The sequence below is a fragment of the Buttiauxella noackiae ATCC 51607 genome, from assembly GCF_001654865.1.
GTDB classification, from domain to species: Bacteria; Pseudomonadota; Gammaproteobacteria; order Enterobacterales; family Enterobacteriaceae; genus Buttiauxella; species Buttiauxella noackiae.
The window spans coordinates 195,851-214,290 of sequence record NZ_LXEO01000008.1 but is presented as its reverse complement, the minus strand read 5'-3'; the positions used below and the strand labels follow the sequence as shown (position 1 = coordinate 214,290).

Here is an 18,440-nt window from a genome sequence, read left to right as displayed (position 1 = left end):
CTTCCAGCAAATCTTTAGAGTGTGAATTACGCGCAAAGATGTTAGAAAATGTGTATACAAGTCGTTTTTTTTCATATGCCTGACGGACTTCACACTTGTAAGTTTTAAACTACGTTGTAGACTTTAGCTCGCCAGGGTTGCTCTTCATAACACCGATTGATCGGTAGAGTAACAAGTGAGCATAAACTCGGGCGAAGGATTTAACCCTGGGCTTTAGAGCGATTTTAAAGCTCATGGCCTTTTTGGATGATAATGAGGCGCAAAAAATGAAAAAGACAGCTATCGCGATTGCAGTGGCACTGGCTGGCTTCGCTACCGTAGCGCAGGCCGCACCGAAAGATAACACCTGGTATGCAGGTGGTAAATTGGGTTGGTCCCAATTCCACGACACCGGTTTCTCTAACCAGAACGGCTATGATAGCGGCATCGGTAATGGCCCAACTCACGAAAGCCAACTGGGTGCTGGTGCGTTCGGTGGTTACCAGGTTAACCCGTACGTTGGTTTTGAAATGGGTTATGACTGGTTAGGTCGTATGCCATATAAAGGCAGCGTAGAAAACGGTGCTTTCAAAGCGCAAGGCGTTCAATTGACCGCTAAACTGGGCTACCCAATCACTGACGATCTGGACATCTACACTCGTCTGGGTGGTATGGTATGGCGTGCAGATTCTACAGCTGTGAATGCTGCTGGTAACCGTGTAAGCGATCACGACACTGGTGTATCTCCACTGGCTGCTGGTGGTGTTGAGTGGGCAGTTACCCGCGATATCGCTACCCGTCTGGAATATCAGTGGACTAACAACATCGGTGACGCTGCTACCGTTGGTACTCGTCCAGACAACGGCATGTTGAGCCTGGGTGTTTCTTACCGTTTCGGTCAGGGCGAAGTTGCAGCACCAGTTGTAGCTCCAGCTCCAGCTCCAGCTCCAGAAGTACAGACCAAGCACTTCACTCTGAAGTCTGATGTTCTGTTCAACTTCAACAAAGCAACTCTGAAACCAGAAGGTCAGCAGGCACTGGATCAGCTGTATACTCAGCTGAGCAACCTCGACCCGAAAGATGGTTCTGTTGTAGTTCTGGGCTTCACCGACCGTATCGGTTCTGACCAGTACAACCAGAAACTGTCTGACAAACGTGCGCAGTCTGTTGTTGATTACCTGATCTCTAAAGGTATCCCAGCTAACAAGATCTCCCCACGCGGTATGGGCGAATCTAACCCAGTTACTGGCAACACCTGTGATAACGTAGCTCCTAAAGCTAAACTGATTGATTGCCTGGCTCCAGATCGTCGCGTAGAGATCGAAGTTAAAGGTATCAAAGACGTTGTAACTCAGCCTGCGGCATAAGTTACCGTTATAAAAAAACCCCGCCCAGGCGGGGTTTTTTGTTTTTATTCTTGGGAGAATACACAGAACAGAACAACAGAACTCTGCGTCAATACAATCGACTATCTACTCTTTGCCTAGCAAAGCCTGGAGATCCTGTTTGAGTGATGACATCTGACTGGCGTATTGCTCTTTACGCTCAGCATCTTCAATCAACTGCACAATAGTTTCTGAAAGTGTGCATCCTCGTCGGTGAGCAAGCCCTGCTAACCGCTGCCAAACCAAATATTCAAGGTCGATGGACTTCTTGCGCGTATGTTGATGCTCAGCATTAAAGTGCCGTTTACGTCGCGCGCGGATAGTTTGCTTCATACGATTATGAAGATCTGGATTCATATGTTTCTCTATCCAGCTCAACACATGCACAGGTTCATTTTCGAAGCGTAAAAGTTCATCAACGGCTTCTTTCGCCGCACTAGCTTCGATATAGCGTGTAATTAATTCGCCTTCGCGGTGTTTTTTGACCAGATACTTCCACTTCCAGCCGCTCTCGAGATTTTCCAACTGTTGATATTTCATTGCGATCTCAGTGTGACCGTGTAACTCATTTCAGAATAACAGTTTTTTTTATTTTCGCTTACCTGAAAAATGAAAGCTGTGAGCTAAGTAAACTTGCCGCTCCGCATAAACCGTGTGCTACCTCCCCTATTCTTGTATAATCGCGCCTTTGACATCTAATTAATAAATAGCGACTTTGACGACTAATCGACTTGAATGGCGTGCTCTTGTACCTGATACCGAAAGTTATCAGGAAATTTTCGCACAGCCTTATGATTCCGAAACAGCCCCTTTCTCCGCTGTGCAACCCCGTCTGTCTTACGGACTGGTGCAGCTCAGCCAACCGGTAGCCTCGGCCGATCTGATGCTGGTAAAAGCTGCTGAAGAAGCCGAATACCTCAATCTTATTACCGAAGCGGCTCGCGAATGCTGGTCACAAGACAAGGCTTTGACGGGTGGCCATTATCTAGTAGAAGGCAGTCACGTAACGTTACGCCCGGCCGAGTCAGCAGAAGACAATTTTGCAGGGCTATCCGAGGTGGTCGCTGCCGACTGGATTGAAGCAGAGCAACTGTTTGGCTGCGTGCGTCAGTTTGCCGGCGAAGTTACCCTGACTCCTGGCCTGGTTCATAGGGCCAACGGTGGTATTCTGGTGCTGTCATTGCGTAGTGTGTTAGCACAACCGCTATTGTGGCTACGCCTGAAGCAAATGGTCATTCAGGGTCGCTTCGACTGGATTTCACCTGACGAAACACGTCCTCTTCCAATTAATATTCCTTCGTTACCATTGAGCCTGAAACTGGTTCTGGTTGGCGAGCGCGAATCGCTGGCAGACTTCCAGGATATGGAACCTGAGCTAGCGACTTCAGCGATTTATAGCGAATTTGAAGAAAACCTGCAGATTGCCTCTGCTGACGACATGGCGTTGTGGTGTCAATGGATTTACGCGGTTGCTAAATCCAAAACACTCCCAGCCCCTGCTACCGATGCATGGCCTGTGTTAATCCGTGAAGCCGTGCGTTATACCGGCGACCAGGAAACACTGCCGCTATGCCCATCATGGATTAGCCGTCAGCTGCGCGAAGTAGCAGCATTTACTGAAGAAGAAAGCTTTGGTGCTGAAGAACTGACGCAAATGTTGGCACAACGTGAGTGGCGTGAAGGTTATCTTGCTGAACGCATGCAGGATGAAATTCTGCTTGAGCAGATCCTCATCGAAACTGAAGGTGAAATGGTCGGGCAGATCAATGCACTTTCGGTAATTGAATTCCCAGGCCATCCTCGCGCATTCGGTGAACCTTCCCGTATCAGCTGTGTTGTTCATGTCGGCGATGGTGAATTTACTGACGTTGAGCGCAAAGCAGAGTTAGGCGGCAATATTCATGCAAAAGGCATGATGATCATGCAGGCATTTTTAATGTCTGAATTGCAACTTGACCAGCAAATTCCCTTCTCTGCATCTCTGACTTTTGAACAGTCTTACAGTGAAGTAGATGGTGATAGCGCCTCAATGGCTGAACTGTGCGCATTAATCAGTGCGCTAGCAAATGTACCGATTTATCAGCATATAGCGGTGACAGGCTCCGTAGACCAGTTTGGTCGAGTGCAACCGGTAGGCGGCCTGAATGAGAAGATCGAAGGTTTCTTCCGAATTTGCCAACAACGCGAGTTTACCGGCAAACAAGGCGTGATTATCCCGGTTGCCAACGTGCGTCACCTTTGTCTGCACCAGGATGTTCTGGATGCCGTAGAACAGGGCCAGTTCACTATTTGGGCCATCGATGATGTCACTGATGCACTACCCTTATTAACAAATCTGCCCTGGGATGGCGAAGGGCAAAATACGCTCATGCGTGCGGTACAAGAGCGAATCGCTCAGGCATCTGCGCAAGATATTCGGCACCGCTATCCATGGCCACTGCGTTGGCTCAATTGGTTCAATCAAAACTGATCGGACTTGTTGAGCGTACACGTGTTAGCTAACATGCGTGCTTCATTACAATAAGGCTTACTGTAAACATGGTAGATAAACGCGAATCCTATACAAAAGAAGATCTCCTTGCCTCTGGTCGTGGCGAACTGTTTGGTGCTGAAGGCCCACGTTTGCCTGCGCCATCCATGCTGATGATGGACCGCGTCGTCAAGATGACCGAAGACGGTGGTAACTTCGATAAAGGTTACGTTGAAGCAGAATTAGATATTAATCCTGACCTGTGGTTCTTCGGTTGCCACTTTATTGGCGATCCAGTTATGCCTGGTTGCCTGGGTCTGGATGCGATGTGGCAGCTGGTAGGTTTTTACCTCGGCTGGTTAGGCGGTGAAGGTAAAGGTCGTGCACTGGGCGTGGGTGAAGTTAAACTCGCGGGACAGATCCTGCCTACAGCGAAGAAAGTCACCTACCGTATTCACTTCAAACGCGTTATCAATCGCCGCCTGATTATGGGCCTGGCTGATGGTGAAGTGCTGGTTGACGGCCGTGTAATTTACACCGCTACCGATCTGAAAGTGGGTCTATTCAAAGACACCACCGCTTTCTAAGCTCTCAATACCGTCATTCATACCCGCTAGCTTTCAAGTTGCAGGTGGGCGGAAAGAGAGCCTATCCCGATGAGCTTACTCAAGTAAGTGATTCGGGGGGCGCGTGAGCGAGCCAACATAGAAGCCGCGCGAAGTATGAAGGGTATAAACGCGAAACCTCCGCAATGCGGAGGTTTCTTTTCTTAAAGAGACAGTGATTACGCGGTAACCGCCCTGTCTTCCATGGCTTCTCGCCAGCCTCCCATCCAGTACGACCTTTGATTCAGTGTCTGATAGGGACACATCTCTTTGGAGCGTCCGACGATACCTGCTTGATAACCACGTTGATGAGCCCGTTCCAGGCGATCTCGTTTTTGTCTCTTCATGCCTCGTTTCCCTCATTTCTATATAATCTGGTGGAAAGAAAACAGTGGCCACAAAACGTGCAACCACATATAAGCAATAACTCCTAAAGACTCTATCGTCAATGCGCAAAATTCACGCCAATGTCATAAATGTGAGCTACAAGAGTTTTGTTTTGCACAAAAAGTGTGAGAACGCGTGGGTAACAAATTAATGCCAAAAGAAAAGCTGCGTTCCGCTTTGCAGGCGAATGACGCAGCTTTTTTGTGCTACTGAGGTGATTAGTTAAAGCGTGTCAGCTCACCAGCGATACTTTTCGCTTCTTGCTGCCAGGCCTGTGCTAAGGTTTTCACCATGGCATCGTAACCATCAGCTTCTTGCTTCAGCTCAACGTGGAACGGACGTTTAATCAATTGCCCCTGATGCTTGAGCAGCCACTCGCCACTTACAATCACTTTCCCGTCATAACGTCCGTGAAAACCGGTCACGTTAACATTCAGAGTATCCTGATCGTTGCCTAGTGGTTGTGATGCCACAACCCAACCAGGTAACGCACTACTCAGATTGCTTACAAGAGTGTTACGCAATTGCTGATCCAACGGACTTGCCCACAAGTTGCTGGAAGCAATGACGTACTGCACCTCACTGGTCTGATAAACCACGCCATTGCCGGCGAGATAATCAGGAACCGCAACCTGCTCTACCCACAATAAATGGGTTCCAGGCTGGCTCGCAGCCTGCATAGCAGGTGCGGAGCTTTGAGGTAGCTGGTAATAGGTCTTTCCATTATCGGTGCTGCTACAGGCCGTTAGAGCCAATGCAGCAAAGAGCGGGAGCCATTTTTTCATTCTTTCGCCCTCTTCGGCTGGGGATCTTTTTTATCCTTCGCTTCAAAGACCAGCGAATTGCTCTTATCGTTCAACGTGCGCAGTACAGGCTGCAATTCACGCAGAACCTGATCAAGACGCTGCATATCGGCCACCATCTTGTTGTAGGCCGCAGAACCCGGCTGGAAGCCCTGCATACTACGATTAAGTTCACGCAGTGTTGACTGCATATCTTCAGGCAACGATTGCATCGACTTATTCGCGGTAATCTTATTCAGATTATCGAGCGTCTGCTGCAAACGCTTCATGGTTCGCTGACTTTCAGCAAGCGAATTGGTGGTTTGTTCAATCATCGGATTGAGCGGCAAGTTATTAATCTTATCCAGTGTCTCCAGCAAGCGTTGTTGGATTTGTGCCAGACCACCGCTCATGGTTGGGATAATCGGATAACCACCAAAAGTCGGTAAATCGGTAACAGGTGGAGCTTTAGGATTGAAATCAAGATCGATGAACAACGCTCCTGTCACCAGGCTGCCCGTTTTCATTGAAGCCCGTAAACCACGCTTGATAAGCGCAGCCATATTTTCCTGAATACGAACATCGTCTCCAATGAGATTTTGCAAACGTTCTGGCTCCAGACGAATCAAAACAGGAATACGGAAATCATCATTAATTTTTTGACGCATACCTGGCGTAAAGAATGGCACCTTCGCTACGGTTCCCAATCGAATGCCGCGGAACTCAACTGGTGCTCCTGGTTGCAGGCCACGCACTGAATCTTTAAAGAACATCAGGTAATCAATGTGATCGGTATACAGAGAATCCTGAATACTTTTCTGATCATCGAAGAGATTAAACTCGCTACCCGGTTTCGCAGGTTTACCAAGCTCCCAACCTTCTGGTACGTCAAAACTTACACCGCCACTAAACAGCGTTGTAAGAGAACCCATTTCTACGCGCATACCTTGTGAAGACATATCAACGGCAATGCCACTGTCTTTCCAGAAGCGTACGTTACTGGTCACCAGGCGATCGTTCGGCGCACTGATGAATAACTGATAACTGATGCTACGTTTCGCCGGATCAAAGGTGCTCGTTTCAACTGAACCGACTCTATAGCCACGGAACAACACCGGGTCACCAGGAGAGAGCTGCCCTGCTTTATTACTGTCGAGGGTAATGCGAATACCTTTAGCATCAGGTGGTGCCAGTGGAGGAGCATCCAGCAAATCGTATTTAGTGGATTGAGACCCCTTGCTGCCCGGTTGCAGTTCGATATAAGCACCGGAGAGCAGAGTACCAAGCCCGGAAATACCTTCACGCCCAACTTGCGGCTTCACGACCCAAAAGACTGTGTCATTATGCAGAAGTTTTTCCATCCCGGAGTTCAGCCGGGCTGTAATTTCGACATGTAGCAAATCGTCTGACAACACCGCGCTTTCCACCACACCCACATTAACGCTGCGGCTTTTAATCATGGTTTTCCCACCTTCAATGCCTTCAGCATTAGTGGTAATCAGCGTGACTTCAGGCCCTTGATGACTGTAGTGATAAAATAAGATCCACGCGCCGATTAGCACGGTTACGATAGGGAAAATCCATACCGGGGACCAATTTTTCACCTTTGCTACTTTTGCTTCCCCGCTTTTATTTTCCATGCTCAGACGACTCCTCATGAGTTGAATCCGGTGCGCGATCCCAGGACAAGCGAGGGTCAAAGGTCATCGCTGCAAACATTGTCAAAATCACTACTAATGCAAACATCACGGCACCAATCGCGGGGTAGATACTCATCAATCCTCCCATACGCACCAGGGCCGACAATACCGCTATAACGAACACATCGATCATTGACCAGCGTCCGACAAATTCGACCACCTCATAGATCAAATGCATTCTTTCACTGTCACGTTGCCCGTGGCCTTTAGCATCCCAGCACAACCAGGCAATCGCCAACATTTTAAGGGTCGGAACCAAAATACTGGCGATGAAAATAACCCCAGCAACCGGGTAAGAGCCTTCGCTCCACAACAAGATAACCCCGGCAATAATCGTCGACGGGATTTTACTGCCCAGTACTTCGGTTATCATGATGGGCAATATATTTGCGGGTAGGTAAAGCATAATTGAAGTCAGCAGCAGAGCGAGTGTCCATTGCAAGCTATGACGGCGACGAACGTACCCTTTGGTTTCGCAGCGCGGACAAACTTCCTGATCCTCTGGCACGATTGCTGTGCAGCATGAACAAGAACGCAACCCCTGACGAAGCCCCGATACACCGACTTTAAGCGGTACCGAAATCTCCGGCTCAGGCGCAATATCATCCCACAGCCAGCGGCGATCTACGCACTGAAAAGCCCTGAGTTGCAACACACAGAATAAGCACCACGGAATAAAACTGCTCCCGACGCCAATATCGCCGTAAGCCATTAATTTGACGAAGCTCACCAGAACGCCCGCAAGAAAAATTTCCGCCATGCCCCATGACTTTAGCTGGAACAGGATACGTGCCAGGCGCTTTTTAAACGTCAGTGGTAATGCCACCTGGTTAACCAATAACAAAATCGTGATTAAACAGAACGTAGGTACCGCCTGCACAAAGACCATAAAGAAGGTGCCAAGGCTTGCGTAGTCTTCGTTGAACATGACGCCTGGTATTTCAAGCAGCGAAACTTCACTGCTGAGTCCTGCTACTTTCATGTTGATAAAGGGAAATAGGTTGGCAAGCAGCAACATAAACAGAGCGGCCAGCGCATAAGCTGTAGGACGTTGACGTGGCGAGGACCACTGAGTGAGAAGTGTTGTACCGCAACGTGGACAGACGGCCTTATGGCCGTCCTCCAATACCGGTAGCGCAACCAGTAAGTCACATTGCGAGCATAATATGTGTGAACGATGGTGATGCGTGGCACACATATCGTGTCTCCTTGTGTTACGCGCCGTTTTTCAGAGCTTCAAGATATTCCCAACGTTCAAAAGCCTCTTCCAGTGCTTTTTCGGCTGCGGTCAGGTCGCTCAATGTTTTTTGTGTGACGTCGTGTGGCTGGTTAAAGAACTCAGCATCTCCCACCTTCGCCTGGATAGCTTCCAGTTCCGCCTCAAGTTGTTCAAGACGTTGTGGTAATTGCTCTAATTCACGTTGCAAGTTATAGCTTAGCTTGCTACTTGCCCGTTTAACAACTTCAGCCTTAGCAGGCTGGTTGTTTTGCGCCTTATCTGCCACAGAGTGGCGCAAAGTTTGCGCAGATGCCTGTTGGCCTTTTGCGTCATGATAACCACCGACGTAACGACCAATCTTACCTTCGCCTTCAAAAATCCAGCATTCGGTAACAGTATTGTCGACAAATTGACGATCGTGGCTCACCAACATAACCGTGCCCTGGTAACCATCAATCAACTCTTCAAGTAATTCGAGCGTTTCGACATCCAGGTCATTCGTCGGTTCATCGAGAATCATCAAGTTGCTTGGTTTTAGGAATAACTTCGCCAGTAAAAGACGGTTACGCTCACCACCAGACAACGCACGAACAGGGGTCATGGCACGTTTAGGATGGAACAAGAAGTCCTGCAAGTAACCCAGCACATGGCGCGGCTTGCCGTTTACCATCACCTCTTGTTTACCTTCCGCCAGGTTGTCCATTACCGTGCGATCAGGATCGAGCTCCGCGCGGTGCTGGTCAAAGTACGCCACTTCAAGCTTGGTACCGCAATGCACGCGCCCGCTATCTGCTTTCAACTGATCTAACATCAGTTTCAACAATGTGGTTTTGCCACAGCCGTTTGGCCCCACCAGCGCGATTTTGTCGCTGCGCTGCACCTGCGCTGAGAAGTCCGACACCAGGTTTTTGTTAGCGATTCGGTAAAACACGTTTTCCATTTCAAAGACGATCTTGCCGGAACGCGCCGCTTCGCCAACTTGCATTTTGGCGCTACCCAACACTTCACGACGAGCACTACGTTCGTTACGCATTGCTTTCAAGGCACGCACACGGCCTTCATTACGCGTACGGCGTGCTTTAATACCCTGACGGATCCACACTTCTTCTTGAGCAAGTTTGCGATCAAATTCGGCATTTTGCAGATCTTCAACACGCAGAGCTTCTTCTTTTGCCAGCAGATACTGATCGTAATCGCCAGGGTAAGAGACCAGTTTGCCGCGATCAAGATCGACGATACGCGTCGCCATATTGCGAATAAATGAACGGTCGTGCGAGATAAAGATAATGCTGCCCTGGAACTCTTTCAGGAAACCTTCCAGCCAGTCGATAGCTTCGATATCCAGGTGGTTGGTTGGTTCATCAAGCAACAGAACGCGCGGAGAGCTCACCAGAGCACGGCCCAGTGCCGCTTTACGCAACCAGCCGCCAGAAAGTGCTGAAAGTTCAGTATCCGCTTCCAGGCCTAATTGTTCGAGCACCTCATTGATGCGGCTATCCAGTTGCCAGAGGTTCTGGTGATCCAAAATCTCCTGGATACGCGCCATTTCATTCAGGTTTTTATCGCTCGGGTCAGTCATCACTTTATGGGAAATATCGTGATACGCCTTGAGGTACTCGGCCTGCTCTTCCACGCCTTCAGCAACGAAGTCGTAAACTGTTCCCGCAACATTACGCGGTGGATCTTGTTGCAAACGCGCGACAATCAAATCCTGCTCGTAAACCATGCGCCCATCATCCAGCGGCACTTCACGGTTGAGGATTTTCATCAGGGTGGATTTACCTGCACCGTTACGGCCAACCAGACAGACGCGTTCGTTTTCTTCGATATGGAGTTCGGTGTTATCTAACAACGGTGCGTCGCTAAACGACAACCAGGCACCGTGCATACTAATTAATGACATGACAATTAATCCTTGGCTACGTGAGTAACGAGCCAGCAGTTATGAATTTGGCGATTACGGGCAAAATCTTGTGACAACGTTTTCTGCGTGATTTCCTGAGCGCTCAAGCCCAGATTAGCCAGCCCGTCAAAATCCATTTTGAAGCCGCGTTTATTGTTGGAGAACATAATGGTGCCGCCCTGGCGCAACAGACGCTTAAGGTCTTTCATCAGCACGATGTGGTCACGCTGGACATCAAAAGATTCTTCCATACGTTTTGAGTTTGAGAACGTCGGTGGATCGATAAAAATCAGATCAAACTGTTCATCAGTTTCACGCAACCAGCCCAGACAATCAGCCTGAATCAGGCGGTGTGCACGGCCACTCAAGCCGTTAAGACGCAAGTTACGCTCAGCCCACTCCAGGTAAGTACGAGACATATCGACGGTAGTCGTCGTTTTAGCGCCACCTAACCCTGCGTGAACTGTCGCGCTGCCGGTATAAGCAAACAGGTTAAGGAAATCTTTCCCTTTGCTCATTTTGCCCAGCATTTGGCGTGCAATACGGTGGTCGAGGAACAAACCGGTATCAAGGTAGTCAGTCAGGTTAACCCACAGACGAGCGTTATATTCGCTCACTTCCATAAAGTCGCCCTTCTCATCCATTTTCTGATACTGGCTTTTCCCTTTCTGACGCTCACGGGTTTTCAGAATCAGACGGTTGGATGGTAATTCCAGTACAGACATTGTTGCAGCAATCACATCAAACAGACGCTGACGCGCTTTGTTGGCATCAATCGTTTTCGGCGGCGCATATTCCTGAACCACAACCCACTCGCCGTAGCGGTCAACAGCTACGTTATAGTCTGGCAAATCAGCATCGTAAATTCGGTAGCATTCGATGCCTTCCTGGCGCGCCCATTTATCGAGTTTTTTAATATTTTTGCGCAGTCGGTTCGCGTAATCGTCAGCAATCTGGCCTGATACCACACCGCTGCTGGTCGCAGATAACTGATAGTTTTTCTGTACGCAATCCAGCGGGCCATTTTTCGCTTTAAACTGACGTTCGGCACGTAGTTGCAGGCAGCTTAGCAAATCCGGAGAGGCGCTAAACAGCGATAAATTCCAGCCGCCAAAATGGTTTTTCATATTGCGGCCAAGCAGACTGTGCAACGCAATCAGCGCAGGCTCACTGTCCAGACGCTCGCCGTATGGCGGGTTACTGACAACTGTACCAACCGGGCCTTCTGGCAGCGGATTGGTCAATTTAGCCACGTCTTTGACTTCATAGCTTATGATATCGCCCAGACCCGCACGACGGGTGTTGGCACGGGCGCGTTCGATAACGCGTGAATCGTTATCCGAACCATAGAAGCGCGAAGTGTATTCGCCAAGACCTTTGCGAGCGCGAACCTGTGCTTCAGTGGTGATCTCTTTCCACAAATCAACATCGTGATTTGCCCAGCCGAGGAATCCCCAATGCTTACGATGCAAGCCCGGCGCACGATCGGTGGCGATCATCGCAGCTTCAATCAGCAACGTACCGGAACCACACATTGGATCGAGCAGCGGTGTACCCGGCTGCCAGCCTGAGCGCATAACAATAGCGGATGCCAACGTTTCCTTAATAGGAGCCGCACCGGTGCTGTCGCGGTAGCCGCGCTGATGCAGGCCTTCGCCACTCAAATCCAGCGCAATACTGGCAGTGTCTTTATTCAGCCAGACGTTAATGCGCAAATCAGGCTGTTCACGTTCAACGTTCGGGCGCGGTAGATTTTTACGGGTGAAGGAGTCAACAATCGCATCCTTCACTTTTAGCGCGCCGTATTGGCTATTACGGATAACGTCATTCAGACCACTGAAATGCACCGCAAAGGTCGCATCCGGGCCAAACAGCGCAGGCCAGTCGATAGTCTGTACGCCCAGATACAAATCCAGGTCGCTATAAACACTGCATTCATTCAATGGCAGCAAAATGCGGGACGCAAGGCGGCTCCACATCAAGCTTTGATAGAGCAGACGTGAGTCCCCCTGGTAATGTACGCCGCCCTGAACCACCTGGCATGCTTGCGCACCAAGGCCCTCCAGTTCAGTTTTTAATAGCTCTTCAAGCCCACGCGCCGTACTGGCAAACAGAGAATTCATATCGTCACTTAATCAGGTATAAAAAGAAAATTGTGGCGCATTATAGCCAATCCGCCACGCATGTCATAAAGTTGGCCTCTTATATTCTCTTTTTCTTCATTTATGCAAGGAGCGCGTGCGTATCATGATCACCCTATCCCAGCTTTATATTCACCCGGTGAAATCGATGCGTGGCCTTGCGCTCTCCCATGCACAGGCAACAACCAGCGGTTTAGCTTTTGACCGCATCTTTATGGTGACAGAACCTGACGGCACTTTTATTACCGCACGTCAGTTCCCGCAGATGGTGCTATTTACTCCGGCCATTATTCACGACGGTCTATTTTTGAGCGCACCGGACGGCAGTTCCGCCACAATACGCTTTAGCGATTTCCAGCCGGAGGCTGCACCCACAGAAGTCTGGGGAAACCATTTCACCGCGCAAATTGCGCCAGATGAAATTAATCAATGGCTGAGTGGTTTCTTCTCACGCCCGGTACAACTGCGCTGGTTAGGTGAAAGTTTAACGCGCCGTGTTAAACGCCATGAAGAGGTGCCGCTCTCTTTTGCTGACGGTTTCCCATTCTTGCTGGCTAATGAAGCCTCACTGCGCGATTTGCAAAACCGCTGCCCTGCAAGTGTCAAAATGACGCAATTCCGCCCTAATATCGTGGTCACTGGCGCGCATGCATGGGCAGAAGATAGCTGGCAAGTGGTGCGTATTGGTGGCGTTACTTTTGATGTGGCAAAACCATGCAGCCGTTGCATTTTTACCACCGTCAGCCCGGAGCGGGGCCGTAAACATCCGAGTGGTGAGCCGCTGGCGACATTACAAAAGTTCCGCACCGCACTGGATAATGGTGATGTCGATTTCGGCCAAAATCTGATTGCCCGCAATAGCGGAGTGATTCGTGTAGGTGATGAGCTCGAAGTACTGGCAACTAAACCTGCGAAGGTTTATGGCGCTGGGGTGACCGAAGAAACTCTTGAACCTTTTGAACAGCAAGAAAGCATGGTGGCAATCGGCTGGCAGGGCCAACGATTTCGCGGTAACAACCAACAAATTTTGCTGGAGCAACTCGAACAACAAGGAATTCGCGTGCCCTATTCTTGTCGAGCCGGAATTTGTGGCAGTTGCCGGATAAAGTTAGTCAGTGGGGAAGTCAAAGCGTTGAAGAAAAATGCTATCAATGATGATGGCACAATCCTTTGCTGTAGTTGTATTCCTGCAGGAGATGTAGAGTTAGCGGGTAATTAAACCGCCTGATCAAGGTTAAGGGCGTTACTTATTGGTTGCGGCCTTAATCTGTCATTCATCACTTTAATCGCATCACCGAGCTGCATGGTACGGCCAGCAAGTTGCAAGCCTGGCTGTGCTAATAAACAGAGCGCAGCGTTATCCCCCGTTTCTACCACCAGCAGATTCACCTGCTGCATATCGTCGCTTAACCACACACAGGCAGCATCGCCCGGTATTGGCTGCCAGCATTCCCCATGAGAGAGAAAGTGCCAGCTTTTTGGCATTTGCGGCTTAAGATAACGAATTGCTACGAGTGCATTTAACACCAGTTCAGCACGCTGTTCTTTACTTAATACCAGGTCACGACATTTTTCTTCAAAAGAGAAAAATAGAGCTGCATCATCGACACAAAATCCTGTGTTTTCAAAGGCATCGGGAGTAAGCATTTTACGAGGGAAACGCGAACGGAAAAGCATGCCATTGGCTAAATCGAGCATCATACGATCATGCTCCTCATCATAATACCAACGCCAATTATCGTCCGGTTTAATCCGCATAATTATTTGCCCTTATCCCCATATTCCTGCGATTAGAAATATCCTTATCACCGCTTCGTAAATGAACACATTAATAAAAGACTAATATGTTCAAATTAGCAACATTGATGGAATATAAAACAACCAGGGCTGAAAATAAAGCCCCGGTTGTCCGAAAGTAAATACTTAGAGACCTGAAACGATTTCTTTAATCAGAGGTGGGCCTTTAAATATGAACCCGGAATATATTTGTACTAAAGAGGCACCCGCTGCCATTTTCTCACGAGCAGCAATCAATGAATCAATACCGCCTACCCCAATAATCGGCAAGCGACCATTTAATTCTTGCGACAAGCGGCGAATAATTTCTGTGCTTTTTAGTTGAACCGGACGGCCACTTAAGCCACCCATTTCATCGCAATATTTCATGCCCTGAACCAGGCTGCGATCCAATGTCGTATTGGTGGCAATTACCCCATCAATATTATGGCGAACCAAACTATCAGCCACCTGGATCAATTCTTCTTCAGAAAGATCCGGCGCGATCTTCACCGCCACAGGCACATATTTATGGTGCAATTCCTGAAGCGCTTGCTGCTTATTTTTGATTGCAGTTAACAGATCATCCAGCGCATCGCCGTATTGCAGCGTGCGTAATCCAGGGGTATTTGGTGATGAAATATTAATCGCTATATAACCCGCGTATGGATAAATTTTATCCATGCAGATCAAATAGTCATCTTTCCCTTGTTCAACTGGAGTGTCTTTATTCTTACCAATATTGATACCAAGTACCCCATCAAAATGGGATTTTTTGACATTCTCAACCAGGTTATCAACACCGTGGTTATTGAAACCCATACGGTTAATTAATCCTTCAGCCTCTACCAGACGAAAGATTCTTGGCTTGTCATTTCCAGGCTGTGGGCGAGGCGTTACTGTGCCAATTTCAATGGAGCCAAAGCCCATTGCACCCAACGCATCAATGCACTCACCATTTTTGTCCAAGCCTGCCGCCAGGCCTAATGGGTTCTTAAAGGTCAATCCCATACAAGTGACAGGTTTCGACGGCACGTTTTGCCGCACCAGCCATTCGAGAGGTGTACCTGTTACACGACGCAATTGCTGGAATGTCACTTCATGAGCGCGCTCTGGATCGAGCTTGAATAGGGCTTTACGAACGAAGGGGTAGTACATGAACTCTCCTGGATTCCCGGTATGCAAACCGGGGCCGTATTATCGTTGATAACGTGAGTGAATGGAATTGACCTGCGACAAAAAAGGCTGAATCAGCGCAATCGTTTACCTTTCTCTCTGTTGTTATGCGTTTTTTAGCAAATGTTTTCCATATAAATCATTTAGTGGAATAACAGTTCTGCGCGAATATCACACTCAATTGTTATCAATGTTACTTAAAAGCAAACAATTAGTTATAAGGAAACGATATGCGTGTGATTACCCTTGCTGGAAGCCCGCGCTTCCCATCCCGTTCTAGTGCACTGCTGGAATATGCCCGCGAAAAACTGAGCGCTCTGGATATCGAGGTGTGTCACTGGCATCTACAGAATTTCGCGCCTGAAGATTTGCTCTACGCCCGTTTCGATAGCCCGGCTCTTCTGGCGTTAATAGAACAATTAGAGCAGGCCGATGGCGTGATCATCGCAACACCTGTTTATAAAGCTTCATTTTCTGGCGCTCTGAAAACGCTGCTCGACCTATTGCCTGAGCGCGCTCTGGATAAAAAAGTCGTTCTGCCTTTAGCCACCGGCGGCACGGTGGCGCACATGCTGGCAGTCGATTACGCACTTAAGCCTGTCCTTAATGCGCTAAAAGCACAGGAAATTCTGCATGGTGTGTTTGCCGATGACAGCCAGATTGCGGATTACCAGCACAAACCAGTGTTCAGTAATAACTTACAACAACGCCTCGATAACTCGTTGGAAACCTTCTGGCAGGCTTTGCACCGCCGGGATTTCATTGTCTCCTCCCCTTTTAAGACGCAAGGAGTTGCTCATGTTTAACTTTCTGAAACGAACCGCTCCCTGGCTTGCACTCGCAGGAACATTAAGCCTGAGCGCTACACTTCACGCGGCTGAAACCGGGCCTGAGCAGCTACGCATTGGTTATCAAAAAGGCTCGGTCAGCATGGTGCTGGCGAAAAGCCATCAGCTGCTGGAAAAAGAGTACCCGAATACAAAATTCCAGTGGATTGAGTTCCCGGCTGGCCCACAAATGCTCGAAGCGCTGAACATCGGCAGTATCGATCTGGGCAGCACCGGTGATATTCCGCCAATCTTCGCGCAGGCAGCAGGTGCCGATCTTGTGTATGTCGGTTCAGAACCGGCAAAACCGAAAGCCGAAGTGATTCTGGTGCCGGAAAACAGTCCGATAAAAACAGTCGCGGAACTCAAAGGCCATAAAATCGCTTTCCAAAAAGGTTCCAGTTCCCACAATCTGGTATTAAGAGCGCTACAAAAAGCCGGCCTGAAATTTACCGATGTCCAGCCTGCATACTTAACGCCGGCCGATGCCCGGGCGGCGTTCCAGCAGGGCAACGTTGATGCCTGGGCGATTTGGGACCCGTACTACTCCGCAGCATTGCTCAATGGCGGAGTGCGCGTTTTAACCGATGGCACCGAGCTTAATCAAACCGGTTCCTTCTATCTCGCTTCTCGTCCATATGCCGAGAAAAATGGCGCTTTCCTGCAACACGTTTTGAAAACCTTTAGCGATGCCGATGCGTTGACCCGTAGCCAGCGTGATGCAAGCGTTGCGCTGCTGGCAAAAACCATGGGCCTGCCGGAAAACGTAATTGCCACCTATTTCGATCATCGTCCACCAACGGTGATTACACCTGTCAGCGCCGAGACTGCGGCAAAACAACAGCAAACCGCAGATCTGTTTTATGACAACCACTTAGTGCCTAAGAAAGTCGATATTCGCACCCGCATCTGGCAACCAACTGAAGGAAATAAATCATGAGCTTAAATTTATTCTGGTTTTTACCTACCCACGGCGACGGCCACTACTTAGGCAGTAACGATGCAGCACGCCCGGTTGATCACGGTTACCTGCAACAGATTGCACAGGCTGCGGACAGACTTGGCTTTACCGGTGTACTGATCCCAACGGGCCGCTCTTGTGAAGATGCATGGCTGGTTGCCGCATCTATGATTCCCGTGACGCAGCGTTTGAAATTTCTGGTCGCACTGCGCCCAAGTGTGACCTCCCCAACCGTGGCTGCACGTCAGGCTGCAACGCTCGACCGACTTTCCAACGGGCGTGCTTTATTTAACCTGGTTACCGGTAGCGACCCGGAAGAGTTAGCCGCAGACGGCGTGTTCCTCAATCATCAGGAACGTTACGAAGCCTCCGCAGAATTTACCCATATCTGGCGTCGCTTACTGGAAGGCGAAACGGTGGATCACGAAGGCAAACACATTCAGGTTAAAGGGGCAAAACTGTTGTTCCCGCCGGTGCAACAGCCTCGCCCACCGCTCTATTTTGGTGGGTCATCAGATGTGGCGCAGGATTTGGCCGCCGAACAAGTGGATCTCTATCTCACCTGGGGCGAACCACCGCATTTAGTGAAAGAAAAAATTGAGCAAGTCCGTGCGAAAGCCGCAGCTCATGGTCGCACAGTACGTTTCGGTATTCGCTTACATGTGATTGTGCGTGAAACCAACGAAGAAGCGTGGGATGCCGCTAATCGCCTGATTTCTCAACTTGATGATGAAACCATCGCAAAAGCGCAGGCCGCATTTGCGCGCACCGATTCCGTCGGCCAGCACCGCATGGCGGCGTTGCACGGCGGCAAACGCGATAACCTGGAAATTAGCCCGAATCTGTGGGCAGGAGTTGGCCTTGTGCGTGGCGGGGCGGGTACTGCGTTGGTAGGCGATGGTCCCACCGTTGCGGAGCGCATCAACGAATACGCAGCGCTCGGAATCGACAGCTTTATTCTCTCGGGTTATCCGCATCTGGAAGAGGCTTATCGCGTTGGGGAGTTACTGTTCCCACATCTTGATGTCGCGATTCCACAAATTCCACAGCCGCGCCTGGTTCATGAAAGGGGCGAAGTGGTAGCCAATGACTTTATCCCGCGCAAAGTGGCGCAAAGCTAAGGAGCAGC

The 18,440-nt window shown here is 49.4% G+C and carries 16 protein-coding genes; 7 read left to right on the top strand and 9 right to left on the bottom strand.

The window, feature by feature from the left end; all coding sequences use genetic code 11:
* Window positions 1-266: 266 nt before the first annotated feature.
* Window positions 267-1,346 carry a porin OmpA gene (gene ompA / locus M979_RS03260; RefSeq protein WP_034457194.1) on the top strand — a complete coding sequence of 360 codons (1,080 nt, stop codon included), beginning with the start codon at window positions 267-269 and terminating at the stop codon, window positions 1,344-1,346.
* 105 nt (window positions 1,347-1,451) lie between these two features.
* Here ompA and matP read toward each other — a convergent pair whose 3' ends face one another.
* Window positions 1,452-1,904: a macrodomain Ter protein MatP gene (matP, locus tag M979_RS03255; RefSeq protein WP_064553695.1), complete on the bottom strand. Its 453-nt coding sequence runs from the start codon at window positions 1,902-1,904 to the stop codon at window positions 1,452-1,454.
* Window positions 1,905-2,079: 175 nt separating this feature from the next.
* Between matP and M979_RS03250 the strand changes: the two genes are divergently transcribed.
* Both M979_RS03250 and fabA read left to right on the top strand, forming a co-directional pair.
* A complete protein-coding gene (locus tag M979_RS03250) occupies window positions 2,080-3,834 on the top strand; it encodes an AAA family ATPase (RefSeq protein ID WP_064553692.1) in 1,755 nt (584 codons plus the stop codon).
* Between the two features lie 68 nt (window positions 3,835-3,902).
* Complete coding sequence (gene fabA, locus M979_RS03245; RefSeq protein WP_034456318.1) at window positions 3,903-4,421, top strand: bifunctional 3-hydroxydecanoyl-ACP dehydratase/trans-2-decenoyl-ACP isomerase; 519 nt, start codon at window positions 3,903-3,905, stop codon at window positions 4,419-4,421.
* 197 nt (window positions 4,422-4,618) lie between these two features.
* On the opposite strand, the gene rmf is transcribed toward fabA, so the two are convergent.
* From rmf to rlmKL, 6 genes are all read right to left on the bottom strand, one after another.
* Window positions 4,619-4,786: a ribosome modulation factor gene (rmf, locus tag M979_RS03240; protein WP_034456319.1), complete on the bottom strand. Its 168-nt coding sequence runs from the start codon at window positions 4,784-4,786 to the stop codon at window positions 4,619-4,621.
* Window positions 4,787-5,044: 258 nt separating this feature from the next.
* The gene (pqiC, locus tag M979_RS03235) at window positions 5,045-5,611 is read right to left on the bottom strand and encodes a membrane integrity-associated transporter subunit PqiC (protein WP_064553691.1); all 567 of its coding nucleotides are present in this window, start codon (window positions 5,609-5,611) and stop codon (window positions 5,045-5,047) included.
* Window positions 5,608-7,248: an intermembrane transport protein PqiB gene (pqiB, locus tag M979_RS03230; protein ID WP_064553689.1), complete on the bottom strand. Its 1,641-nt coding sequence runs from the start codon at window positions 7,246-7,248 to the stop codon at window positions 5,608-5,610. The genes pqiC and pqiB overlap by 4 nt, the downstream gene beginning before the upstream one ends.
* A complete protein-coding gene (pqiA, locus tag M979_RS03225; RefSeq protein ID WP_064553687.1) occupies window positions 7,238-8,506 on the bottom strand; it encodes a membrane integrity-associated transporter subunit PqiA in 1,269 nt (422 codons plus the stop codon). Before pqiA ends, pqiB begins: the two co-directional genes overlap by 11 nt.
* A gap of 16 nt (window positions 8,507-8,522) precedes the next feature.
* The gene (locus M979_RS03220; RefSeq protein ID WP_034456323.1) at window positions 8,523-10,430 is read right to left on the bottom strand and encodes an ABC transporter ATP-binding protein; all 1,908 of its coding nucleotides are present in this window, start codon (window positions 10,428-10,430) and stop codon (window positions 8,523-8,525) included.
* Window positions 10,431-10,435: 5 nt separating this feature from the next.
* Window positions 10,436-12,553, bottom strand: coding sequence for a bifunctional 23S rRNA (guanine(2069)-N(7))-methyltransferase RlmK/23S rRNA (guanine(2445)-N(2))-methyltransferase RlmL (gene rlmKL, locus M979_RS03215; RefSeq protein ID WP_064553685.1), 2,118 nt, complete (start codon window positions 12,551-12,553; stop codon window positions 10,436-10,438).
* Window positions 12,554-12,677: 124 nt separating this feature from the next.
* Between rlmKL and M979_RS03210 the strand changes: the two genes are divergently transcribed.
* Entirely contained in the window at window positions 12,678-13,790 is a 1,113-nt protein-coding gene (locus M979_RS03210; RefSeq protein ID WP_064553684.1) for a YcbX family protein, read from the top strand.
* Here M979_RS03210 and zapC read toward each other — a convergent pair.
* Window positions 13,787-14,329, bottom strand: coding sequence for a cell division protein ZapC (gene zapC / locus M979_RS03205; RefSeq protein ID WP_064553683.1), 543 nt, complete (start codon window positions 14,327-14,329; stop codon window positions 13,787-13,789). The two genes, M979_RS03210 and zapC, sit on opposite strands and share 4 nt — an antisense overlap.
* Before the next feature lie 165 nt (window positions 14,330-14,494).
* On the bottom strand, window positions 14,495-15,505 hold the full coding sequence (pyrD, locus tag M979_RS03200; protein ID WP_064553681.1) for a quinone-dependent dihydroorotate dehydrogenase: 1,011 nt from the start codon (window positions 15,503-15,505) through the stop codon (window positions 14,495-14,497).
* A 248-nt stretch (window positions 15,506-15,753) separates the two neighbouring features.
* Here pyrD and ssuE point away from each other — a divergent pair, with 248 nt between their 5' ends.
* Genes ssuE through ssuD form a run of 3 tightly spaced genes read left to right on the top strand, consistent with a single transcriptional unit; the run spans window position 15,754 to window position 18,432 of the window.
* The gene (ssuE, locus tag M979_RS03195) at window positions 15,754-16,329 is read left to right on the top strand and encodes an NADPH-dependent FMN reductase (RefSeq protein ID WP_034456329.1); all 576 of its coding nucleotides are present in this window, start codon (window positions 15,754-15,756) and stop codon (window positions 16,327-16,329) included.
* On the top strand, window positions 16,322-17,290 hold the full coding sequence (locus M979_RS03190) for a sulfonate ABC transporter substrate-binding protein (RefSeq protein ID WP_064553680.1): 969 nt from the start codon (window positions 16,322-16,324) through the stop codon (window positions 17,288-17,290). The genes ssuE and M979_RS03190 overlap by 8 nt, the downstream gene beginning before the upstream one ends.
* Window positions 17,287-18,432: an FMNH2-dependent alkanesulfonate monooxygenase gene (gene ssuD, locus M979_RS03185; protein WP_064553677.1), complete on the top strand. Its 1,146-nt coding sequence runs from the start codon at window positions 17,287-17,289 to the stop codon at window positions 18,430-18,432. Before M979_RS03190 ends, ssuD begins: the two co-directional genes overlap by 4 nt.
* The last annotated feature ends 8 nt before the right edge of the window (window positions 18,433-18,440 follow it).

Bases quoted from the DNA above. Each gene is read 5' to 3' on its own strand.
- matP (WP_064553695.1), bottom strand. From the start codon at position 1,904: ATGAAATATCAACAGTTGGAAAATCTCGAGAGCGGCTGGAAGTGGAAG.
- M979_RS03190 (WP_064553680.1), top strand. From the start codon at position 16,322: ATGTTTAACTTTCTGAAACGAACCGCTCCCTGGCTTGCACTCGCAGGA.
- ssuD (WP_064553677.1), top strand. From the start codon at position 17,287: ATGAGCTTAAATTTATTCTGGTTTTTACCTACCCACGGCGACGGCCAC.
- M979_RS03210 (WP_064553684.1), top strand. From the start codon at position 12,678: ATGATCACCCTATCCCAGCTTTATATTCACCCGGTGAAATCGATGCGT.
- pqiB (WP_064553689.1), bottom strand. From the start codon at position 7,248: ATGGAAAATAAAAGCGGGGAAGCAAAAGTAGCAAAGGTGAAAAATTGG.
- pqiC (WP_064553691.1), bottom strand. From the start codon at position 5,611: ATGAAAAAATGGCTCCCGCTCTTTGCTGCATTGGCTCTAACGGCCTGT.
- ssuE (WP_034456329.1), top strand. From the start codon at position 15,754: ATGCGTGTGATTACCCTTGCTGGAAGCCCGCGCTTCCCATCCCGTTCT.
- ompA (WP_034457194.1), top strand. From the start codon at position 267: ATGAAAAAGACAGCTATCGCGATTGCAGTGGCACTGGCTGGCTTCGCT.
- M979_RS03220 (WP_034456323.1), bottom strand. From the start codon at position 10,430: ATGTCATTAATTAGTATGCACGGTGCCTGGTTGTCGTTTAGCGACGCA.
- pyrD (WP_064553681.1), bottom strand. From the start codon at position 15,505: ATGTACTACCCCTTCGTTCGTAAAGCCCTATTCAAGCTCGATCCAGAG.
- zapC (WP_064553683.1), bottom strand. From the start codon at position 14,329: ATGCGGATTAAACCGGACGATAATTGGCGTTGGTATTATGATGAGGAG.
- rmf (WP_034456319.1), bottom strand. From the start codon at position 4,786: ATGAAGAGACAAAAACGAGATCGCCTGGAACGGGCTCATCAACGTGGT.
- fabA (WP_034456318.1), top strand. From the start codon at position 3,903: ATGGTAGATAAACGCGAATCCTATACAAAAGAAGATCTCCTTGCCTCT.
- rlmKL (WP_064553685.1), bottom strand. From the start codon at position 12,553: ATGAATTCTCTGTTTGCCAGTACGGCGCGTGGGCTTGAAGAGCTATTA.
- pqiA (WP_064553687.1), bottom strand. From the start codon at position 8,506: ATGTGTGCCACGCATCACCATCGTTCACACATATTATGCTCGCAATGT.